This window comes from Catenulispora yoronensis (assembly GCF_039531695.1).
Classification (GTDB): domain Bacteria; phylum Actinomycetota; class Actinomycetes; order Streptomycetales; family Catenulisporaceae; genus Catenulispora; species Catenulispora yoronensis.
Genome location: NZ_BAAAQN010000010.1, coordinates 166573 through 188484, shown reverse-complemented (window position 1 = coordinate 188484; position 21912 = coordinate 166573). Strand labels below are relative to the sequence as shown.

Here is a 21912-nt window from a genome sequence, read left to right as displayed (position 1 = left end):
GATGGGCCTCCAGCTCCCGCCGTTCTTCGCCCAGATCTTCAGGGTCTTCGGCCTGGGCGAGTTCCCGCTGTCCGACGAGGACAAGCTCGCCGCGTTCGGCGAGGGCGTCCACCGCATGCACCAGCGGATCGCCGTCCTGAGCGACGACATCGCCGAGAGCGTCCGGGCGGCGAACCTGTCCAGCTCCGGTCCGGCGATGACCCAGTACACCGGCAGCATGCTCGACGTCGTCGACACCGGCCTGCCGAGCATGCGCGAGAGCGCGCTGCTGATGGGCGAGCAGCTCCGGGAGACCGCTCTGCAGGTCGAGTACGGCAAGGGCACCATCCTCATCAACACGGCGGTCCTGATCCCGATGATCTTCGAGGCCATCGCCGCCGCCCCGGAGACCCTCGGCGCCTCGCTGGCGGTGGCCGAGGAGGCAATAGCCGCGCTGCGCGCCACCGTGCCCCAGCTCATGCGCGTGATGGTCGAGAAGGTCGCCACCAACACCGCGATGATGGAGGGCGGCGACCTCGCGGTCCAGGGCTACCAGATCCTGATCAAGCACGACCGCTCGACCCTCGACGGCGGCCTGTCGCTGAACACGATCGAGAGCGGCGTGATCGCGGGCGCGATGGACGGCCTGCTCACCGGCGCGATGATGAAGGGCGCTCCGAAGTTCTTCAAGAGCACCGAAGTCGGCGTCCAGGACGCCTCCCGGCTCCTGTGGGCCCCGCCGAAGTGGGCCCATATGGGCAGCCAGGCGGTGAACAACACCGTCACCTCGCTCATCATGGCCGGCATCAACGGCGAGCCGATCGACGGCATGATGCTGTTGGAGGGCGCCGGGGCGGGTTTGCTGTTCGGCGGCCTGGGCCGCACCGGCGGCGTGAAGATCAAGCCGTTCAACGCCTTCCACATGGCGGAGACCTTCCACAACGGCGACCTGTGGATCAGGCCCAATGAGGCCTACACGGCGGACAAGACCGGTACCAACGCCTTCTCCTTCAACGTCCGCCGGCAACCGGGATCCGGGGACGGTACCGGACACGTCTACTTCGGCGACCCGGAGGTTGCGTACGCCAAGGACAGGCCGGCGCCGTCCCAGCGCCTGCGCCCAGTGATCGACGAATTCCTGGAGGGACATCCGCAGGACGCCCCGAAGCCGAGGTTCGTCGTCCTCGAACACACCCCGGCGGCCGAGCTCGACGCCTACCGCGCCCTGGCCAAGGAGAAAGGGGTGTCGATCGTCGTCCCGGACGGCCGGGTCGAGAACGGTCCCCACGGCTCGCTCCGGGTCTCCACCTCCGAAGGCGGCACCGGTTTCCGCATCATCCACCCCGACGGCACCGAGGAACACCTCGGCCAGGTCTACGACCCCCGGCAGGCCGTCGGCGAGCCGATCGTCGGCGGCCGACCGCCGGTCGCCAAGGTCTCCCTGGGCCCGGGCGGCCAGAAGTTCGTCTCCCGCGACGTCCTCGGCGAGGGCGACTGCACCATCTCCGCGCTCGCCGACTCCGCGTTGGGCCAAGGAGTGCCGAAGAAGATCATCCATGCGGAGAACCTGGACCTGTCCCGGCCCGCCGATCTGGTCAAGTACCGCGGCATCCTCGCCGACAAAGTGGCCGAACGTAATACCGACACCCGCAGCGGAACCCCGGTCCTGCTCGGCGAGCTCGGGACGGACGGTGCCCGCGACCTCCTCGGCAAGCTCGGTCCGCGGACGAGACTGCCGGAGCGGCATCTCGACGCCCTGGACCTGGCCACGCCGTCCCCGCGCGGCAGCCGTGAGGATCCGATCGCGGAGCTGACCGCGCGGCTGGAACAGGATCCCAAGAAGGTCCTGTTCGCCCTGAAGAACCATTACGAGGCCACTGGCGACCAGGGTATGGCGCAGCTTGTCGCCTATGCCCACGCCAGGGTCGAGGAGGGCACCGGCCTCCCGCTGCATCGCGACCTGCTCGACTACGCGATCCGCGATCGCACCCTGGCCGAGACGCCGCTCGCCGGCGAGATGCTCGCGGCGGTCGCGCACACCCTGGGTCTGGACGTCGTGGTGGTCAGCGCGGACAAACCCGCGTTCCACCTCAACGGCGACAGCGCCACAAGCGTGTACATCCACCGCGTCGCCAACGAGGAAGGCGGCAACCACTACCGCGCGCTGCGCCCGGAACCCAAGCTGGCGGCCCGACTCCTCAGCCGGAGCCGGCGCCCGCTGCCCGCCGACGCCGTGCGGCCGGCGCGCCCGACCCAGGTCTCCCCCCGCGGCGGGCACGGCGCCTTCCACCGGCCCGCCGACGGCACACCGGCCGACGCCCTGCACCGCCTGGCCGGCGGCGCCCGGAACCGGCCGGGGCCGCGCCGCTCGCCGGAGAACCTCGATCCGGCCACCCGGCACCGCGTCGGCGGCATGCCCACCAGCGCCAGGCCGACCCGGCCGCACGAGCCCTCGTCGGACGTCGCGGCCCTGATGCGGCAGTCCGGGCACGCGCCCGGCGCCGAGACGCCGGACGCCGACGGCTTCGAGGACGTCGCCGGTTCGGACGTGATGAACGTCCGCCGCGTCCCGGACAAGCCGGAGTTCCTCAGGAGCCTGCGGCTCGACGACCTCCCGCCGGACCATATGGCAGGGTTCTTCGACGCCATCGACCTGGCCCGCCCCGGCGGGCCTCCGCACGACCTCCCCGACCTGTTCACCGGTTACGAGGAACCGCCCGGCCCGCCGATCCCCATCCCCCCGCTGCTGCACAGCATCTGGCTGGGCGGCCCGCTGTACGACGACCAGGGTCCGCGCCGCGAGTTCATGGAAGTCATGGCGGAGAACGTCCGGACCACCGGGCTCACCGGCGTGCTGTGGACCGACGTGCCGCGGCACGAGATCGACCAGCTCGGAAGCCTGCCCCCGGACGCCGTGCTCACCCCGCGCCAGGCGCGGGTCAAGGAGATGCTGGACTGGGCCGGGCAGCACCGGATCCGGCTGGCCGGCGTCGACGAGGTCTTCGCCGGCACCGACCGGGCCGACCTGCACCACCAGATCGCCACCGAACGGGCGCGCACCACCGGCAGCGGGTACGCGGGAGCCAGCGACCTGCTGCGGATGGACATCCTGCACCGGTTCGGGGGCGCCTACACCGACGGCGACAACCGCGCGTCCGCGGAGCTGACGGCCCTCATGGCCGCGCTCTCGCACGACACCGAGCACCAGCACTTCGCCATCTCCACCATGAACGGCCGGACCGTCAACAACTCGGCCTTCATCGCGCCGCCGCGCAACCCGATCGTGCGCGAATACCGCGAGGATCTGCGGACCCGCTACACCGTCCCCGTGCGCCGGCTGCTGGCCGAGAACGAGGTCAGGGGCGAGCCCTCGCGGCTCCATGAATCCCTGCCCTTGTTCGCCACCGCCCAGCTCTATCACCACAGCCCGCGCGTCGAGGTCGTCAACCGCACCGGTCCCACCTCGTGGTCCTACGACCGGCTGGCAGGGCAGTTCAAGGAAAAGGCAGACCGCAGGTGGTTCCGGGCGATCACCGACGACCACCTCGTCGCCGGATCCGCCAAGAGCTGGCTCTCGAACCACCGCCCCGAAGACCTGCCGGCGCGGGACGCGGTCCGGGCCGCGGTGGCGGTCCTGCACCGTGAAGCCGTCAACCGCGAGGGCGTTCTGTACCTGCCCGCCGCCGCCGACATCATCGCCAAGGCCGCACCCGGGGACCGCGAACGGATCTGGCACGCCGTCCTGCACACCATGCACGAGACCTGGCCGACTGATCGCCACCCGGAGCCGGACATCGTGGTGTCCGGACGGTTCGTCGTGGCCGACAAGCTCCGGAACCGGTCGATCCCGCTGCCGGTCAAGGACTATCTGCACGACAGCGGGCTGTTCCCGACCGCCAGGATCCACTCCGCGGTCGGGAACGACGAACCGCCGCCGCCCGACGGGACCATCGCCGGTCAGCTCAGGAAGGCCGGAATCCCCGCCGTCGACCGGGAACGCGGCCAGGACATCTCCCGCGTCCACAACCTGTTGACCGGCAGCACCCTCATGCTGGACCCGCGACAGGCGCGGGAGGCCGCGAAGATCACGGACCTGCTGCACGCGTTCGCGCCCGACGGCCACCAGGACCCGCTGTGGACGGCCAAGGCCCTGCGCGACGTGGTGCGACGACGCTTCGGCCAGGATGGCGACTTCGACAAGGACTCGCAGCTCGAAACCCTGCTCGCCGATGCCCATGCGTTCCCTCGCAGCGGCCGCACCGGCGCGGACGCTTATCAGCGCCACGTCGAATACGCGAGGTACGCCGAGAGCGTTCTGAAATATCCGAACCCGGACAGATTCGCTGCCGAGGTGAGCCCGGCACCGGCGAAGAGATCGCTCAGTGGTCAGCGTCTCGCCGAGCGCTGGTACCGCGCGGTCGACACCATGTCCCTGGAACGGGAGCTCGGCGACGACCTGACCGACGAACAGCGGCGCGGCCTCTGGAAAATCGTGGGCCTGTACCGCAAAACGCCCGGCGCCGACCTCTCCGACCGGCCTCTGACGCTCGACGACCTGGCCGGATTCCGGGTCCGGCTGACCGGCGAACACGCCGACCTCGGCATCGGCGAGAGCCCGCGAGCCTGGCTTCGGACCATGGCGGAGCGGGCGGGCGAGGCGAGCCGGAGGCCCGGCCGGATCACCGTCGCGAACCTGGTCCGCGGCGCCCGGCCGGACGACCGGGGCGGTTCGTACCGCACGCCGCGGTCGGTCGGCAGCGCGCTCGGCTTCCTCGACCAGGACCGGTCCTTCGCCCCGCCCACACCCGAGACCCTGAAGCACTGGCAGCAAGAAGCGCGGTACTCCGAGCGCTTGTTCCAGGACATCGCCCCGCTGGTGGATCATCTTCCACCCGCCGACCTGAGGGACCCGCTCACCCGGGTCGGCCAGGCCGCCGATGCCGACGAACGCCACATCCGGCTCAAGCTGCTGCACTACGCCGTCGCCCGCCTGGAAGTCATAGCGGAGCGGGAGGCCGTGCAAGGCTCGCGGTTCCACCGTCACCTGACCCAGGAACTGCTCAGACTCGACCCCCAGGACTCCTTCGTCGCCCAGAACGACAGGGCCGCCTTCCGCCATTACCTGGAGGCGAAGCTGTTCCGGGAGGACTACATGGATGTGAGTCCGGACGACAGCGGAGTGTGGATCCGCGATCTGGGCTCCGAGAAGGACATGCGCACCCTCTCCGTCGCGGGAACGCTCCGGCCGAACCCTGACCGGTTCACCATCACCCTGCACGGTGCCCCGCACCGGGTGTTCGTCGGCGACCGGCACCTGTCCGCCCCCGACCTCGCCAACCTGCTGCGCCACACCCCGGAGTGGGCGAACCGCCCGCGCCCGGTCCAGCTGGTCTCCTGCCATACCGGCGCCAAGGACGACGGCTTCGCCCAGCAGCTCGCCGACGACCTCGGCGTCGAGGTCACGGCCCCGAGCACGACGGCGTGGCTCAGCCCCGACGGCGAGGTCTACGTCAGCGAGAAGATCGTCCTCCCGAACGGATCGGTCAAGCCGATCCCGGCGGTGGACGGCGTCATGCGCACGTTCAGCCCACGCTCGGCGCACCCGAACGGCACGGCACACCCCGCAGCACACCCCGCGGTCCGGCTCGACACCGCCTACCCCTACCTGGGCCGCAAGCCCGCCCTGACCGTACTGGGCCGAGCCATCGCCGGACCTTTTGGCGACCGGCTGATCGCGATGGACACGGAGTACCGCCCGGAACTCCGCAAGGCCGTCGAAGGCCTACGGCTCCTGATGAGCCTCACGGGCGACCGGACCATGACGGCATTCCGGTTCTCCGAGACCGTCCGCGACGCCCTCGACAAAGCACTGACGCCCAAGACGATCGAGCGGATGCTCGCGGTCGCCGACCCCGGGTCGGAAGTGAGCCAGGCACTGCACGCTCTGACTGCTTCGAGGGAACGCACAGATCGCGGAGGGCGGGACGCCCAGCCGCTGAGTGTCGTGGTCCGGGCGGACACCTTTTCCTTGATAGCGGAACTCGGCGGTTCCCTCACCAACTCCCAGAAGCGTGGAGTCTGGAAGCTGGTGGACCTGTTCCATCGGCACTACGGCACCGGTGCCCCCGATCGTCCTGTGACCATCAACGACCTCAGTGACTTCCGGAGCTTTCTGGCCGCCCAGGACCCCAGCCTCGGAGCGGGGAGGACACTGCGCACCTGGCTCCGCGACCTCGCAGAACACGCCGACGCGGCGCGCCCGGGAACCGAACGGATCAGTGTCGCGGACCTGCTGCGCGCCCGCCGGCGGCAAGGCGGGAGCCCCTCGGCCGGCGGGCACCGGCCGGGCGGGACGACACGTTCGACCAGCACGACCAGCACGACCAGTACAACCAGCACAACCAGCACAGTGCGCAGCGTCCGCAGGATCCGCAGGACCCGCACGGTCCACATTTCGAACCGCCCCGAAGGCGACCTGGATTTCGGCCCGCCGACGCCCGAGACCCTGAGCGGATGGAAGCGGGAGGCCCAGGAATCCCTGCGCCTGTTCGAGGACCTCGGGCCGCTGGTCGGCCACCTGGCGCCGGACCTCGTCCAGGAGGTGGTCCTGCGCGCCGGCCGGGCCGCCGACGAGGACAGCCGCTACGCGCTGCTCAAGCAGCTGCACACCACCATCGCGAACCTCGAACCGGACCGGCTGCGGCTCGCTGTGCAGGGCTCGCGGTTCCACCGCGATCTGTCCGAGCAGCTGCTCGGCCTCAGACCGGGGGACCCCGACGTCATCCGGAACGACCGGGCCGCCTTCCACCATCCCGAAGAAGCAGCCGAGTTCCGGAAGTCCTATGTACGGCTGCGCCCGGACAACACCGGCATGCGCATCCGGGACCCCGAGTCGGCGAAGGACGCCGGGATCCGCGATTCCGGCATCCACTCCGCGCCGGACGGCGACTACTTCACCGTCTTCGTGCACGGCGATCCGGACCGGGTGTTCTTCGGGGACCGGCACCTGGCCGCCCGCGACCTCGCCAATCTGCTGCGCCACACCCCGGAGTGGGCGGACGCCGGCTTCCGGCGCCCGATCCGGCTGATCTCCTGCGAGACCGGCGAGAAGGACGAGGGCTTCGCCCAGCAGCTCGCCGACGATCTCGGCGTGGAGGTGAAGGCCCCGAACACGGCGGCGTGGGCATCCCCGAACGGCCCGGCCTACGCCAGCGCGGTGGTCGTCGGCCCCGACGGGACGGTCCGACTGCCCCTGGCCGCGACCGGCGCCTTCCGCATCTTCAGCCCGGCCGGCCGGACCCCGGACGGCACGCTGCTCCGGCGTCCGGTCCGGCTCGACACCGAGTACCCGTACCTGGGCCGCGGACCGGCGCTGACCGTCCTGGGCCGAGCCGTCGCCGGACCGCTCGGCGACGAACTGCTCCGGCAGGCTTCGAGGCGCGGCGTCAAGGACCGCACCGCGCTGCGCGCCGCCGTCGCGGAATGGCGAGAGCTGACCGGCCGGCCCGACGGCAGGAGCGAGACGACGTTCCGGCTCGCCGAGACCGCCCGCGACAACCTCGACAAGGTGCTGACAACGGAGACGATCGCCTGGATGATCGGGATCGTCGAGCCCGGGACGGAAGTGACCCACGCGCTGGACGCCCTGTCCGCCTCCCGGGAGTTCGCCCTCCTCGGCGTGGGGGACCCGCAGCCCCCCGGGATCGCAGCCCGAGCGGCCGAGGCCCGAGCGCGGAACCCACGCCTCGAAGCCCGGGCACGGGCGGCCGGAGCGCGGGCGGCCGAGACCCGCCACCTGCGCGGTATCACCGCGGACACCTCCGCGCGCCATGCCCAGTACGCCGAATACGTCAGCCATCTCTCGAAGGGCATGGCCCCCGACGACCTCGCCGACCGGCTGAGCCCCAGGCCGGCCGGCAGCAGACTCGGCACCAAGGCGCGGGCCGACCGCTGGTACCGCGCGGTGGACACCATGGCCCTGGAGCAGGAGCTGACCGGCGATCAGCGCGGCGAACTGACCCCCGACCAGCGACGCGGGCTCTGGAAGGTGGTGGGGCTCTACCGCAGACAACCGGGCCACAGCACCTCCGAACAACCGTTGACGCTCGACGACCTCAGCCTGTTCCGCGGCCGGCTGACGGCCGACCACCCCGGCCTCGGTACCGGCCGCACCATGCACGACTGGCTGCGGGACCTCTCCGACCGCGCCCATCAAGCGAGTCCGCACAGCGGGCGGATCACTGTCAATGACCTGATTCGCGGCTCCCGGCCGGACCATCCGGACGTCATGGCCGGAACGACAACTCCGACCCACACCGTGATCGGGCGCCACGACGACGAGCCCCGGCCGCTCAACCAACCGCATGCCGAGCCGCATGCCGAGCCGCATTCCGAGACACGCGCCGAGCCACTCGCCGAGCCGCTCGCCATGCCCTTCAGCGCGCGCCGGGAATGGCTCAGCGCCTCGAAGGAATCCCGGCGCCTGCTCGCCGACCTCGACGCTCCCAGCCTGGCCATCCCGCGGCGCGCCTACCGGAAGCTGATCTCCGACGCCGGCTGGGCCCTCTCCGCCGGCCGGCGCCGCACCCTGCTCGAACGGCTGCGCTCCGACATCGCCAGCCTCGAATCGGACCGGGTCCGGAACGCTGTGCAGGGGTCACGGTTCCACCAGCACCTGACCAAGGAGCTGCTCCGCCTCGGAGGCGAGTCCGACCTCGGCGGAACCGACCTGGGCGCCTTCACCAGCGCCGAGGAGGCGCACCGGTTCCTGCGCCAGCACATGCTGCTGCGGGAGGACCGCACCGGCGCGTGGATCGCCGACCTGGAGTCGGAACCGATCGCGAACCGCCCCGCCCATCTGGGCGTTCTTCCTCAACCGGGCTATTTCAGCATCGCGATCCACGGCACTCCGGACTCGGTGGGATTCGGCTCCGTGCGGATGACCGCCCGCGACTTCGCGAACCTGATCCGCCACATCCCGTCGTGGGCGGCCAACAAGAGACCGATCCGGCTGATCTCCTGCAACACCGGTCAGAAGGACGACGGCTTCGCCCAGCAGCTCGCCGACGAACTCGGCGTGGAGGTCAAGGCCCCGAACACGAGAGCCTGGGCGTCGGTCGGCCGCCCCGCGTTCGCCACCACTATCAGATACGCCATCAACGGCGTGGTCCGGCCGGGCACCAGCGACGTCACGGACGGCGCGTTCCGCGTCTTCAGACCCCGCACCGTCGACGCGGACGGCACCGAGCACCGCGTCCCGCCGCAGCTCGACCTCACCTACCCCTTCCTGGGTCGGCGGCCCGCCCTGACCGTACTAAGCCGGGCCATCGCCGGCGCCTTCGGCGACGACCTGGTCGCCGGGGCGCCGGACCGGGCCAAGCCGGAAGTACGCGTGGTCGTCGCCGCCTGGCGGGATCTCATGAGCCGGGCCGGCGAGTACAGCGAGGAGAAGCTGAGCGCCTTCGAGGCCGCTCGCGACACCCTCGACAGAGCCCTGACACCGGAAACGGTCGCCTGGATGCGGACGGTCGCCGCCCCCGATTCGGAAGCGGGCCAGGCCCTGCGTGTCCTGGCCGAGTCCAGGCGCCGCGCCGACAGCGGCGGCAAGGACCCGCAGCCGTCGCTGTCGTCGGAGCAGGTAACGTACGCCCACGAGCCCGTGGACTCCGGCTCCGACACGGTCTCCCAGCCGTTCGTCCTGCCGCGGGCCGAGTCGCTCGTCACGCGTCTGGAATGGCTCGACACCGCCAGGGAGTTCCGGCGCCTGCTCGGCGACCTCGACTCGCCCGAGCTGGACCTGCCCCGGGCGGACTACCAGCGGCTGATCTCCCGCGCCAGGTGGGCTCTCACCGCCCAACGGCGCCACACGTTGCTCAGTAGGCTGCACTCCGACATCGCGAGCCTCGAACCGGGACGGGTCCGGGACGCCGTGCAGGGTTCACGGTTCCACCAGCTCCTGTCCAAGGAGTTGCTCCGCCATGGCGGCGACTTCGAGCACGGCGAAACCGAGCGCGGCGGAACCGAGCTGGCCGCCTTCACCAGCGCCGAGGAGGCGCACCGGTTCCAGGAACGTCACATGCTGGTCCGCGGAGACCTCGCGGGCCTCTGGATCGCAGACCTGGAGTCCTCGGAGCGATTCCGCGAGCACAACCTGACGTATCTGCCGGACCCCGGTCACTTCTCGATCGCCGTCCACGGCCACCCCGACAGTGTGGGCTTCGGCACCGTTCGCCTGTCCGCCCGCGACCTGGCCAACCTGCTGCGCCACACTCCGGAATGGGCGGACGACAAGCGTCCGATCCGGCTGCTCGCCTGCAACACCGGCCAGAAGGACGAAGGCTTCGCCCAGCAACTCGCCGACGAACTCGGCGTGGAGGTCACCGCTCCGAACACGACGGCGTGGATCGCGGCCGACCGGGCCGTGTACGCCAGCACCGTCCAGTACGCCATCGACGGCGTGGTCCGGCCGGGCACCAGCGACGTCACGGACGGGTTGTTCCGCGTTTTCCGACCGCGCGCCGTGGACGCGGACGGCACCGAGCACCGAACTCCGCCGCAGCTCGACCTCACCTACCCCTACCTGGGCCGACGGCCCGCACTGACCGTCCTGAGCCGGGCCATCGCCGGACCCTTCGGCGACGAGCTCGTCGAGAGCGCGCCGGACCGGGCCAAGCCGGAAGTGCGAGCGGTCGTCACCGCCTGGCGGGACGCCATGAGCCGGACCGGCGAAGGCAGCGAGGAACGGTTGCGGCTGTTCGAGAGCGCCCGCGACACCCTGGACCACGTCCTCACCGGGGAAACGCTCGAATGGATGCGATGGGTCGCCGCACCCGGTTCGGAAGTGCGGCAGGCGCTGCACCTCCTGGCCGAGTCCAGGCACCGCGCCGACAGCGGCGGCAAGGACCCGCAGCCGTCACTGGAGCTGCCCACCGAATCGGACACGCGGTCGGGTACCCGGCCGGACACCCGGTTGGTCACCCGGCAGGACACCTCCGAGGAGGATCGGCGTCAGCAGTGGAGGACGGTCGCAGACCAGCTCTGGTCCCATTTCGAGGTCCCCGGCCGACACTTCCTGGACGAACCGTCGACGGACTCCATCCGTAGTCTGATCTTCCGCGCGGCCGAGGCCGCGGACGCCGACGAGCGCCACGCCCTGCTCAAGCAGGTGCACAGCGTCATCGCGGGCATCGAGCCGGAGCAGGACCGAGCAGCGCTCCAAGGAACGCTGTTCCACCGCCGCCTGTCCGCCGAACTGCTCGGCATCGGACCGGACGACGCCGACGTCCTGACGAACAACGTGAGCGCCTTCACCCACCATGTGGAGGCGCAGTGGTTCAAGACGAAGCACGTGATGGTGCGCGCCGACGGTCGCGGCATGTTGATCCACAATGTGGACCTGGACGCCGACCTGACCACCCACGACCGCGGCTCGGACGAGGACCTGGCGTACGTCCGGGTCTCCCTGCTGGTCGCGCCGGAAGCGGGCCACTTCACGGTCGTGGGGCACGGCACCGCGACGCTGATGGAGGTCGGCGACACGAGACTGGCCGCCCGCGACCTGGCCAACCTGCTGCGCCACACTCCCGAGTGGCAGACCGACCGGCTCCCGATCCGCCTGCTGGTCTGCGACTCCGGCGCCCTGGACCACGGCTTCGCCCAACAGCTCGCCGACAACCTCGGCGTGCCGGTCAAGGCCCCGAACACGACAGTGTGGACCGGCCACCGCCAGGACGCCGTCGCCAGCACGAAGGTCGTCCTGGACGACGGGACGGAGAAGCTGATCACGAAGGTGGACGGCGCCTTCCGCGTCTTCACCCCGAGCACCTGGCAGCCGGACGGCACGCAGGTCCCGCACCCGCCGAAGCTCGACCTCGACTACCCCTACCTGGGCCGTACGCCGGTGCTGACCGTACTCGGCCACGCCGTCGCCAGCTCCTTCGGCGACCGGCTGATCGACAGCGCCCTGATCGAGAACCGTCCCGGCGTCCGCAAGTCCGTCGAGGACTGGCGGCGCCTGATGCGCCAGACCGACGGAACGAGCGAGAAGGCGTTCGAGGTCTCCGAGATCGCTCGCGACGCGCTCGACAAGATCCTGACACCGTCCACGATCGAGTGGATGAACGGGATCGCCACGCCCGGGTCGGAGGTGCGCGACGCCCTGCAGGTCCTGACCGAGTCCCGGGGTCTGGCCCGCATCGGCATCGAGGACGAACAGCCCCCGTGGGTCACGTCCAACGCGGACGCCAGGACCAACGCGGACGCCAGGACCAACGCGGACGGCAGGGCCGACGCCTCGGTCGAGCGCGACGGCTTCGGCACCGGCTTCCCAGCGTTCCGGGCCAAGGGCTGGAGCTTGGCGCTGCCCGCGGACGAACCGCCGCTGCCGTCGTACGAGCACCATCTGGCGCTGCGATCGCTGCGCCTCTTCGACGATCTCGGCCCCGCCGTCGAGGACCTGTCGCCGGAGTCGTTCCGGGACCTGATCTCCCAAGCCGCCGCGGCCACCGGGGCGGCCGACGCCGGTAGGCGCCACGGCCTGCTCAAGCAGCTGTACACCAACATCGCGGCCATCGAACCGCCCCGGGTCCGATACGCGGTGCAAGGCTCGCTGTTCCACCGGCAGCTCACCGAGGAGCTGCTCGGGTTCGGACCGGACCCCGACATCACGGATCTCGGGCTGAACGCCTTCACCCACTGGGCGGAAGCGGCCAACTTCCGGAGCCGGTACCTGACCAAGCACCCGGACGACACCGGGATCTCGATCTTCGATCCCGTGGCCGGCCAGGACCAGAACCTCAGCCACATCTCTCTGGCGACTGTGCCGCAACCCGGCTACTTCACGGTCGTCATGCACGGTTCCCCGGACCTGGTGACCGTCGGCACCACGCATCTGACGGCCGGCGACCTGGCCAACCTGCTGCGCCAGACCCCGGAGTGGGCGAACAACAACATCCCGGTCCGGCTGATCGCCTGCAACACCGGCGCGAAGGACGACGGCTTCGCCCAGCAGCTGGCCGACGACCTCGGCGTCGCGGTCACGGCCCCCAACACGCTCAGCTGGGCCAACCCGAACGGCAAGGTCTACGCCAGCAGCATCGCGTACCACCCCGACGGCACGCTCCGACCGGGCACGACCACCAAGGTGGACGGCGCCTTCCGCTACTTCGCCCCGGCCCTGCGGTGGCCGGACGGCACGACCTACCGGGCCCCCGTCCAGCTCGACCACGCATACCCCTTCCTGGGCCGCGAACCCGCGCTGACCGTGCTGAGCCACGCCTTCGAAGGACCCTTCGGCGACAAGGCAATCCAGAAAAACACCGAGCACGCCAAAGCCATCGACGAATGGCGCCGCACCACCCACCAGACCACCGAAACCGCCCACGAAGCCCTCGACAAAACCCTGACCCCCGAAGCCGTCGAGTGGCTGCGCACCCTCACCCCGCACGGAAACGAAGTACGGTCAGCGTTGGAGGTCCTCGCCACATCCCGGGACCACGCTCACAATGGCGGACAGGACCCGCAACCGGAGATCAGCACCGAGAAGAACCCGGACTCCCTGAGGCCGTCCCGCCCAGGGTTCCGGCTGCCGGACCATGGTGCCGAGAGCCGGAACACCGACTGGTCACGGGCCGTCCCGCAGAATCCGTTCCAGGAGCGGCGGACGACCGCCGACGAATCCCTGCTCCTGCTCGACGAACTCGGCCCGCTCGTCAAGAAGCTGCCGCGGGACCGCTATCGGGATCTGATCTCCCGCGCCGGCCGGGCCACCACCGCGGAACGACAGCACTCACTGCTCAAGCGGCTCCACACCGACATCGCGAACATCGCGTCGAGCGACGTCCGCGAGGCCGTGCAGGGTTCACGGTTCCACCGCCACCTGTCCGACGAACTGCTCCGCATCGACAAGGACGATACCGAGGTCGGGAAGAACAACCGGAGCGCCTTCACCCACCACGAGGAAGCACAGTTCTTCCAGAAGAAGTACGTGGTGATGCACCAAGACGGCAGCGGCATGTGGATCCGCGAGCCGAGCTTGGAGAACAGAGAGCGCCGGAGCGTGCTGGGAACCCTTCCGGATCCCGGCTATTTCAGCGTCACCGTGCACGGCGACCCCGACGCGGTCAACGGAGGCGTCGGCCTGCTGTCGGCCCGCGACCTGGCCAACCTGCTGCGCCACACCCCGGAGTGGGCGGACGACAAGAGACCGATCCGGCTGCTCGCCTGCAACACCGGCGAGACGGATGACGGCTTCGCCCAGCAGCTCGCCGACGCACTCGGGGTGGAGGTCAAGGCCCCGAACACGATGGTGTGGAACCTGCGCGGCCCGGCCTACGCCAGCTCCAGCAGGTACCACCCCGACGGCACGATCCGGCCGGGCACGACCGGCGAGGTGGACGGCGCCTTCCGCATTTTCACGCCGGCCGTCGTGAACGCGGACGGCAGTGTGCACCACGACCCGCCGCTGCTCGACCTCACCTACCGCTACCTGGGTCGCGGACCCGCGCTCACCGTGCTGAGCCACGCCATCGCTGGGCGTTTCGGCGACAAGCTGATCGACGACGCGCCGCAGGACGCCCGTCCGGGAGTGAGAAGGATCGTCGAAGCCTGGCGGGACACCATGGGCCAGGCGGGCGAGGACACCGAGAGCCAGATACGGTTCCGCAAGAGCGCCCACAGCACCCTCGACAAAGTCCTGACACCGGAGACGGTCGAGTGGATGCAGCGGTTCGCCCCGCCGGGAACCGAGGTGGACCAGGCGCTGCGCATCCTGGCCGAGTCCAGGCATCGCACGGACAGCGGCGGAAAGGATCCGCAGCCGGTCCTGATCGCGCACCTGAACGTGCCACCGGTCGAGGCGGTCCGCCTCGGCAACGTCCACGGAACCCCTCGCGCCGCCACCGCCACTCCCACCCGCTCTGCCACCCCCACCACCACCGCCCCCCGCGTCACCACCCCCACCACCGTGATCCCGCCCGACCCCCTGCCGGCGAAGGCGTTCGACGTCCACGTCAGAAAAGCGGGCCTGCGCCTGGACGAAGCCACCGTCGCGGACCTGTCGGCCATCCACCATCACTTCTTCAGCACTGCCTATCCCGTGGACTCCCTCACCACGCGCCAAGCGCACCACCTGCTCCTGCTCGCGCGCGCCGACCGCGCCGCGACCGGCCATGCCGACGCGAACGTCCTGCCGGACCACGTCACGGCCATGATCGAGCGCCGCTTCGACGCGAACACCGTCCCCACCCCGGAGGTCCTGGCCAGGCTCAGCGCGGAGTTCGTCGCGCTGCGGTCGCGCGGCCCGGTCACCGCGCACGTCTGGCAGACCCACGTGGAGTACCGCAAGACCGGGGACCGGCAGATCAGTGAGCTGATCCAGTCCTCGCCCCTGGACGGCCGGACGGTGGACGAGTCCGCGAAGGAGCTCGTCGATCGGCTCCGGCCGCCGGTCGTCGCGGACCGGCCGCCCACGCCGCGGGAGATCCGCACGCTCATCGACGTCCTCACCGTCGCCGAGGACGTCGGCTTCAAGCCCGAGGTCTTCGCGACCGGGGCCCATCTCACCGAGCTCAAGGCACTGTGGAAGACGGTCGAGACCTACCGTCAGGTGCTTCCGGCGCATTCCGCCTCGCTGGAGCGGCCGATCCGGCACCAGGACCTCGAACACCTGGGGCGCCAGCTGGGCCACCAGCGCGCCGAGGCCGAGACCGAGGTCGACTGGATCCGGCGGTTCAGCACCGACATCGGGTCGTTCCAGGCCGCCCACCGGCGCACGCCGCTGTCCGGCTCGGCGTTGGAGCGGCACCTGGCGGCCCGGGACGGCCGGCCGCTCCCGCCGTCCCATCCGGCGCCGATCGACCTCCCGCGCCGCACGGCCGCGCCGCCTCCGCAGCCGCGCAGGTCCGTGACGGCCGCGGAAGCCCGAGCGCTATCCCTGGAGCTCGGCGGCCGAGTCACCGCCGGGGATCTCAGGATCCTGGCTGCCGTCAACCTCGCCAAGTTCCCTGAGCTCGGCCGCGATCCGGTCCGGGAGCCGAAGGTCTCGGACTTCGCCGACCTGGTCCATCAGCTGCTCGGCCCGGACCAGGACGTCGGCACCGGCATCGAGCGGCTCGCCGCGGCGGTCCCGCATCTGCGCGAGGGCAACAGCCTGAGCGCGCTGGACGCCGCGCTGACCCGCAGCCTGAGCCAGGGGCGGAACCGGCGCGACCCGAACGGGTTCTTCCGCGCGCCCTGGGTGCGGGCCCGCTACGAGCTGTCCCCGCCCTGGGCGGACCGGCACAGCATCGAGCGCGACGCCGCGCTGCTTTATCACCGGGTGTCCGGCAAGCACGCGCCGGAGAATCCGGACGCCGCCACGATGGCTGAGATGCGGCGCGCGCTGGAGGTGGCCAAACTCGCCCACACGTCCTACGACCGGCGCGGCCACGACGACCCGGAGTCCTTCTACCGCGCCCTCGGCGCCCGCCTGCCCGATCTCCCGAACGAGACCGGCGCACCGTCGGACCTGCTGGGGCGCTTGCTGCACGCCGCCGCCGACAAGGACATCCGGTACCGGAACCCGGACTTCCTGGCCCGGCCGATCCGGGACCGGCTGCACAACCGGGCGGTGCCGCGGCCGCCGATCGGCCACGCGGTGCCGCCGGCCGACCTGGTGCACGCCCGCAGCCTCGCCGCCGCGCTCCCAGGCCTGTTCACGGCCGCCGGCTTCGACGGCCACGAGCGCGTCGAGGCGCGGCTGCGGGCCATGATCCCGGGCCGCGGGCCGCTGCGGTTCGAGATCGGGCTGGCGGCCGAGCTGCGCGAGGGGTTCGGTCCGATGGTCGGCGGCGGGCTGACCCTGCGGGTCGGCCGGGACGGCGCGTTCTACGACGTGCATCTCAAGGCCCTGCTCAAGTCCGGCCCGGCACAGGTCGCGGGCTCCGGCGGCAAGGCCAAGAACGAGAGCCGGATGTTCCGCTCCGGCGCCGACGCCGCGTGGTCCGTGCCCGGGCTCGACCCCGGCGTCGACGGCGGTGCCCACGGGTCCAGCCGCACCCTCACCGTCGACGGCGGGATCAAGGCCGGCTACGGACCGGGCAGCGCCGCCGTCAACCTGGGCGGCGCCCGGATCCGCAACCGGGAGGTGACGTCGTCGGAGTCCTACGGCGGCGACATCTTCTTCGACCCGTCCGACGGCTCGCACCGCTACACCGTCACGGCCGAGATCCATCTGGAGGCCGTCGACCTGGCCACCGGGTCCTGGCGGCAGGACTCGCCGGCCGCCGGCGATCCGCCGCACACCGTCGAACTGCGGATCCAGGACCACCTGATGGCCGCCACCGGCTACGACGGCACGGCCCGGCCGGTCACCAGGGCGCTCGACGATCCCACGATCGACATGCTGCTCGGCGAGCGGACCGGCTACGGCGACCCGCTGAAGCGGGACTTCCTGCTGCTGGTGCACGGCCGGGGCCTGACGCTCTCCGAGCAGGCCCGGGCCGATGTCGACGCCTACTTCCGCGAAGTGGCCTCGCCGCACAACATCGCCGCGCTGCACAGCGCCGATCCGTTCCGCCGGGCCGGGCTGACGACGTCGATCGAGGCCACGGACGACAAGGGCAGAACAGTCGTCGTCGGCCTCGGCGCGCACGCCGACGCCACGACCCTGACGCAGGTGAGCAGCGTCCGCGCCGGCCTGAAGATGGACGCGGTGACCCGGCACACCGTGCGGCAGGGCATCAACACCGGCCGGGGCGGCGGGGTGCCCGGCAGCATCACGGTCGGGGCGAAGAACGCCGACGGCGGCATCTCGGTGGGGTACACCGGCACCAGCACCCGGATCGAGACCTCGACCCTGGAGTCCGCGCACACCATGATCCGGACCGTGCGGGCCGAGGACGACAGCGCCTCCTACCGGCTGGCGTCGAGGATCGAGCTGCACGTGGCCGTCGCCGGCCGCCCGGAGGGGACGATCACCGTCGACGCCGCCCCGGCCTGGCTGCGGCTGCGCACCGCCGACCGCGACCGGCTGGTGGCCGGACCGGACGCGCCGAAGCGGCCGGACGCGGCGCCGGACGCGGGCAAGCTGGACCGGTGGCTGGTCACCGCGGACGGGCTGCCGCTGGGCCAGGTGAAGGAGGTCGCGCACCTGGACCGGCTGTATCAGGACGTGGTCTCCCAGCTCGCCGGGCACCTGCCGGAGCAGGCCCAGGAGAATCTGGCGGCGCTGTTCCTCACCGATCCGACCGGCGCCTTCCTGCACGGGGCCGACGACGCGCACGAGAACTGGCGGCGGATCGTGGCCGCGACGGCCGGCACCGAACTCAGACAGCGGGCCGACGCGCTGGCCGGCGAGGGGGTGACGATCCCGCTGCGGATCAGCGGCCGGGACGCCTCGCTGCGGCTCTACCTGCGGGATCTGGACCCGGACAACGCGGTCTCGCTGGGATTGGACAAGAAGCTGACGCCGATCACGGTCCACCAGGCGTCGCAGACCTCGCGGCTGCGCAGCACCAAGCAGTACGACCGGGCCGGGAACGGCACGCTCACCGTCGGGAAGAACAACGGACTGTTCAAGGTGACGTTCGCCGGACGCGGCATCTCCGCGGCGCGGTCGACGGAGTCCGGCGGCGTCCGGCAGTACACCCGCAGCAACAGCGGCAGCGAGCTGTTCCAGATCAAGGGCCGGATGCACTGGAGGCTGGAGGGCGGCGACCGCCGGGTCGAGAGCCACGTCGACAGCGGGCTGTTCCTGTGGGTGTCGTCGGACCTGGTCAAGGCGGCCTCCGGGTTCAACGCCCTGCCACCGGTCCGGGACCTGCCGGCCCGCGAGCCCTCGCCACTGGTCCGGACCCAGGTGCACATGGCGGTCACCGGCGGCGGGATGCAGCAGGTGCGCGCGGAGGTGGCGAAGCGCTATCCGGAGCTGGCCGCGGAGTTCGGGACCGGCCGGTTCCTGGCCCAGCTGCCGCTGCTGACCGGCGGCGGCGTCCGGGTGGGCCCGAGCGTGCACTGGGACGTGACACCGGTCGGCCGGCCGCAGGTCCTGCGGCGGATCGGGGTCAACGTCGAGGGCCACGGGGAGTCCGGCAGCGCGGTCGACCACGACCGGGAGACCCGGTCCGGAATAAACGGCTCGGCCGCCGGCGGCGGGAACGTGGCCGAGGCGGTCGGCAACGTCGCGGTCAGCCACGGCCAGGACGAGTCGCGCGGTTCGAGCTCGGGGCGCCAGGAGACCAGCACCCGGGTGGTCACCGCGAAGACGGTGCAGATGGCGTTGGTGCGGACCCGGGTGCGGCACCGGATCGGCGTCAAGGAGGACCGCCACGGACGGCCGGGGACCGGCGGCTCGCACACCTCCGGCGGCACCCACCGGCTGATCGAGACGGTCGCCGAGACACTGGTCCTGGTTCCGTTGAGCGAGCTGCACGGCCGGGAGCGGCATTTCGACTTCCCGCTCGACAGCGCGGAAACGGTCTTCCAGGGCTTCACGCGGCCGGGCGACGGCCATCCGTCGCCGGCCCTGCGGGCCGGGATGTTCTTCGGACCGATCGGCGCGCGGGCCGACGGCGGCCTCGGGCTGGAGGCGGCCGCGAAGGCCACGGCCGCGTTCGCCGACCAGGACCTCGCCGCGCAGGTGCGCGAGTTGTTGCAGACCCCGACGCTGGCCTCGCAGATCCGCAAGCTGAGCGACGGCGGCCTGACCCACCCGATCGTCACCGACAGCGGCCGGTACGAGCTGCGGGTGCGGGCCCGGGCGCTGGGGCAGCCGGTGCTCCACGACCGGAACGCCACTCGCGGCGCGAAGATGTTCAACGCGGACTCGAACACGTCGAACGACCGCCGCGGCGGGGCGCGGACCACCGCCGGCGAGGTGACCGCGGGCGTCGACGCGGTGGTGGCGGCGGTGAGCGGGACGCACGGGAACTCCGTGTCGAAGGGCGACGTGCAGATCCGCGCCCTACGGCACGTGGAGAGCGAGGGGACGCGGTTCTCCGGCGAGTCCGCGGACGAGTACCGCCAGGACGTGGAGTATCAGTACACGATCACGCAGCTCTCGCACCCGTTCTGGAATCTGCACCTCGGGACCCGGCCGCCGGAGTGGATGCGGACGTCCGTGGAGGGGAGCTACGTCGGCGAGGTGCGGGTGTTCGAGCCCCGGACCGTTTCCTTGGACGGGCACCTGGGACAGAGCAGCGCACCCGGCGGCGGCACGACCGGCACCGGCACCGGCACCGGAACTGGCACCGGCACTGGCACCCCGGGCAGCACGTCTTCGTCCCCGCGGACCCTGGCCGCGGACGCCGTGACGCTGGACTGGCACGGCCTCGACAAACTCAGGGTGCTGTTCGACGAGTTCGGCGGCGGCCAGGAGCGGCACGCACCGGCCGACGCGGCGGTCCTGACCAAGGGCTCGTTCGCCGGCGCGCTGCACGAGGTGCTCAAGCCCGGCGGGACCCGCTTCCAGGGCATCGACCGCGGCGGATCGACGCTGATGGTGCGGCCCCACGTCCAGATCGAGGGACGACTCGGCACGCCAAAGAGCGTGGCCTACCTCAAGGCCGGCGGCGAGCGGGAGTCGTTCAGCCACCGCGAGGTCGCGAACGTCACGGAACACACGGACGCGCGGAAGGAGGACAACAAGGGGCAGCTGACGGTCCGGGGGATAACGCCGACGGGATGGACCATCGAGGGACGCGTCGGCATCGCGCACAGCCTGGAGGAGCGCGACAAGACCACCCGGACGCAGTCCACGGAGACGCGGCCGCGCTGGGACCGCAACCCGGGCGCGATCTACGCGGTGCACGTACCACTGGACCTCACGGTCGCGCTCCAGCACACGGGCACGGTGAAGCGGACGACGGTGGACGCGCTGGTTCACGTCGACGAGGCCGGAGCCCGGGACCTGGGAGTGCCGGAGTCGGCGTTGCGGGCGGCGCGCGGCGAGGCCCCGCCGCCTCCAGCGCCTGCGCCCGCGCCGCCGCCCGTGCCCCTGCCCCCGCCTCCGCCGACACCAGCACCAGCACCAGCACCAGCGGTGATACCCGGGCCGCCGCCGGCATCCGTGGCGAAGCCTGCCCCGACGACGACACCCCCACCGGCGCCCGTGTCCGCAAAGACCGTGGATCCGAACCAGACACCGGTGCCCGTGCTCCCGCCGACTCCCGCACCCGTGGTGAGCCCTGCGGCAAACAACACTGTCCACAGTGTTCCGCCACCGCTCGACGAGACGGTTCGCCAGGCGTTCGCCTCGCTGAGCCCGCAGGACCGCGCGGACCTGGAACAATTGGCGCTCAGCTCAAGCCCGGAATCCTTCAGGTCGCTGGCCCAGCAGGCCATCTTGTCCGGGCAGCATCCGCACTCGGCCTTGTTCGGAAGCCTCCCCGGCCATCTGTCGCCGGACCTGGTCCTTCAAGCCCTGGCAGAGACTCACACACTCACCGCACAGCCCGCCGGCACGCCGCTGGCGACAGCAGGAACAGGAGCACAGCCATGACCCGCCTCGCGAAGGTCTTCGACGGCGCCACCGACGGCGTGCCGTACTACAAGCCGGACCACCCGCGCCTCACCCCGACCGAGCGCGGCCCGGTGCTGGCCTACCTCAACGCCGGAGCGCCGCTGCTGATGACCACCGCCTCGGAACCGGACATCGTCGACCCGGCGCGCGGCGAGGTCGTCCCGATGAGCTTCCGCACCGACGGCGAGTGGATCTGGAACGACGCCCTCACCTACTACATCGAGGAGTACGGCCTCGCCCCCGAACCGGACTTCCTGGCGGCGATGGAGTCCGCGCGCTGGGCGTGCCCCACTCCGCAGGATGCCGACCTGGACCGGGCTCTGGCCGACTTGATGGGAGAGTGAGCCCGAACGTCCGGACCACCCGGCCTACCCGGCTACCCTGGGCCGCCTTGGGCCACCTTGGGCTACCTTGGGTTGCCATGGACTGCCTTGCGC

2 protein-coding genes are annotated in these 21912 nt (G+C 71.3%); both read left to right on the top strand.

The window, feature by feature from the left end:
* The first annotated feature begins 1 nt into the window (after nucleotide 1).
* Entirely contained in the window at nucleotides 2–21454 is a 21453-nt protein-coding gene (locus ABD481_RS11670) for a hypothetical protein (RefSeq protein WP_344665605.1), read from the top strand.
* Complete coding sequence (locus ABD481_RS11665) at nucleotides 21451–21819, top strand: hypothetical protein (protein ID WP_344665604.1); 369 nt, start codon at nucleotides 21451–21453, stop codon at nucleotides 21817–21819. The genes ABD481_RS11670 and ABD481_RS11665 overlap by 4 nt, the downstream gene beginning before the upstream one ends.
* The last annotated feature ends 93 nt before the right edge of the window (nucleotides 21820–21912 follow it).

Bases quoted from the DNA above. Each gene is read 5' to 3' on its own strand.
- ABD481_RS11670 (WP_344665605.1), top strand. From the start codon at position 2: ATGGGCCTCCAGCTCCCGCCGTTCTTCGCCCAGATCTTCAGGGTCTTC.
- ABD481_RS11665 (WP_344665604.1), top strand. From the start codon at position 21,451: ATGACCCGCCTCGCGAAGGTCTTCGACGGCGCCACCGACGGCGTGCCG.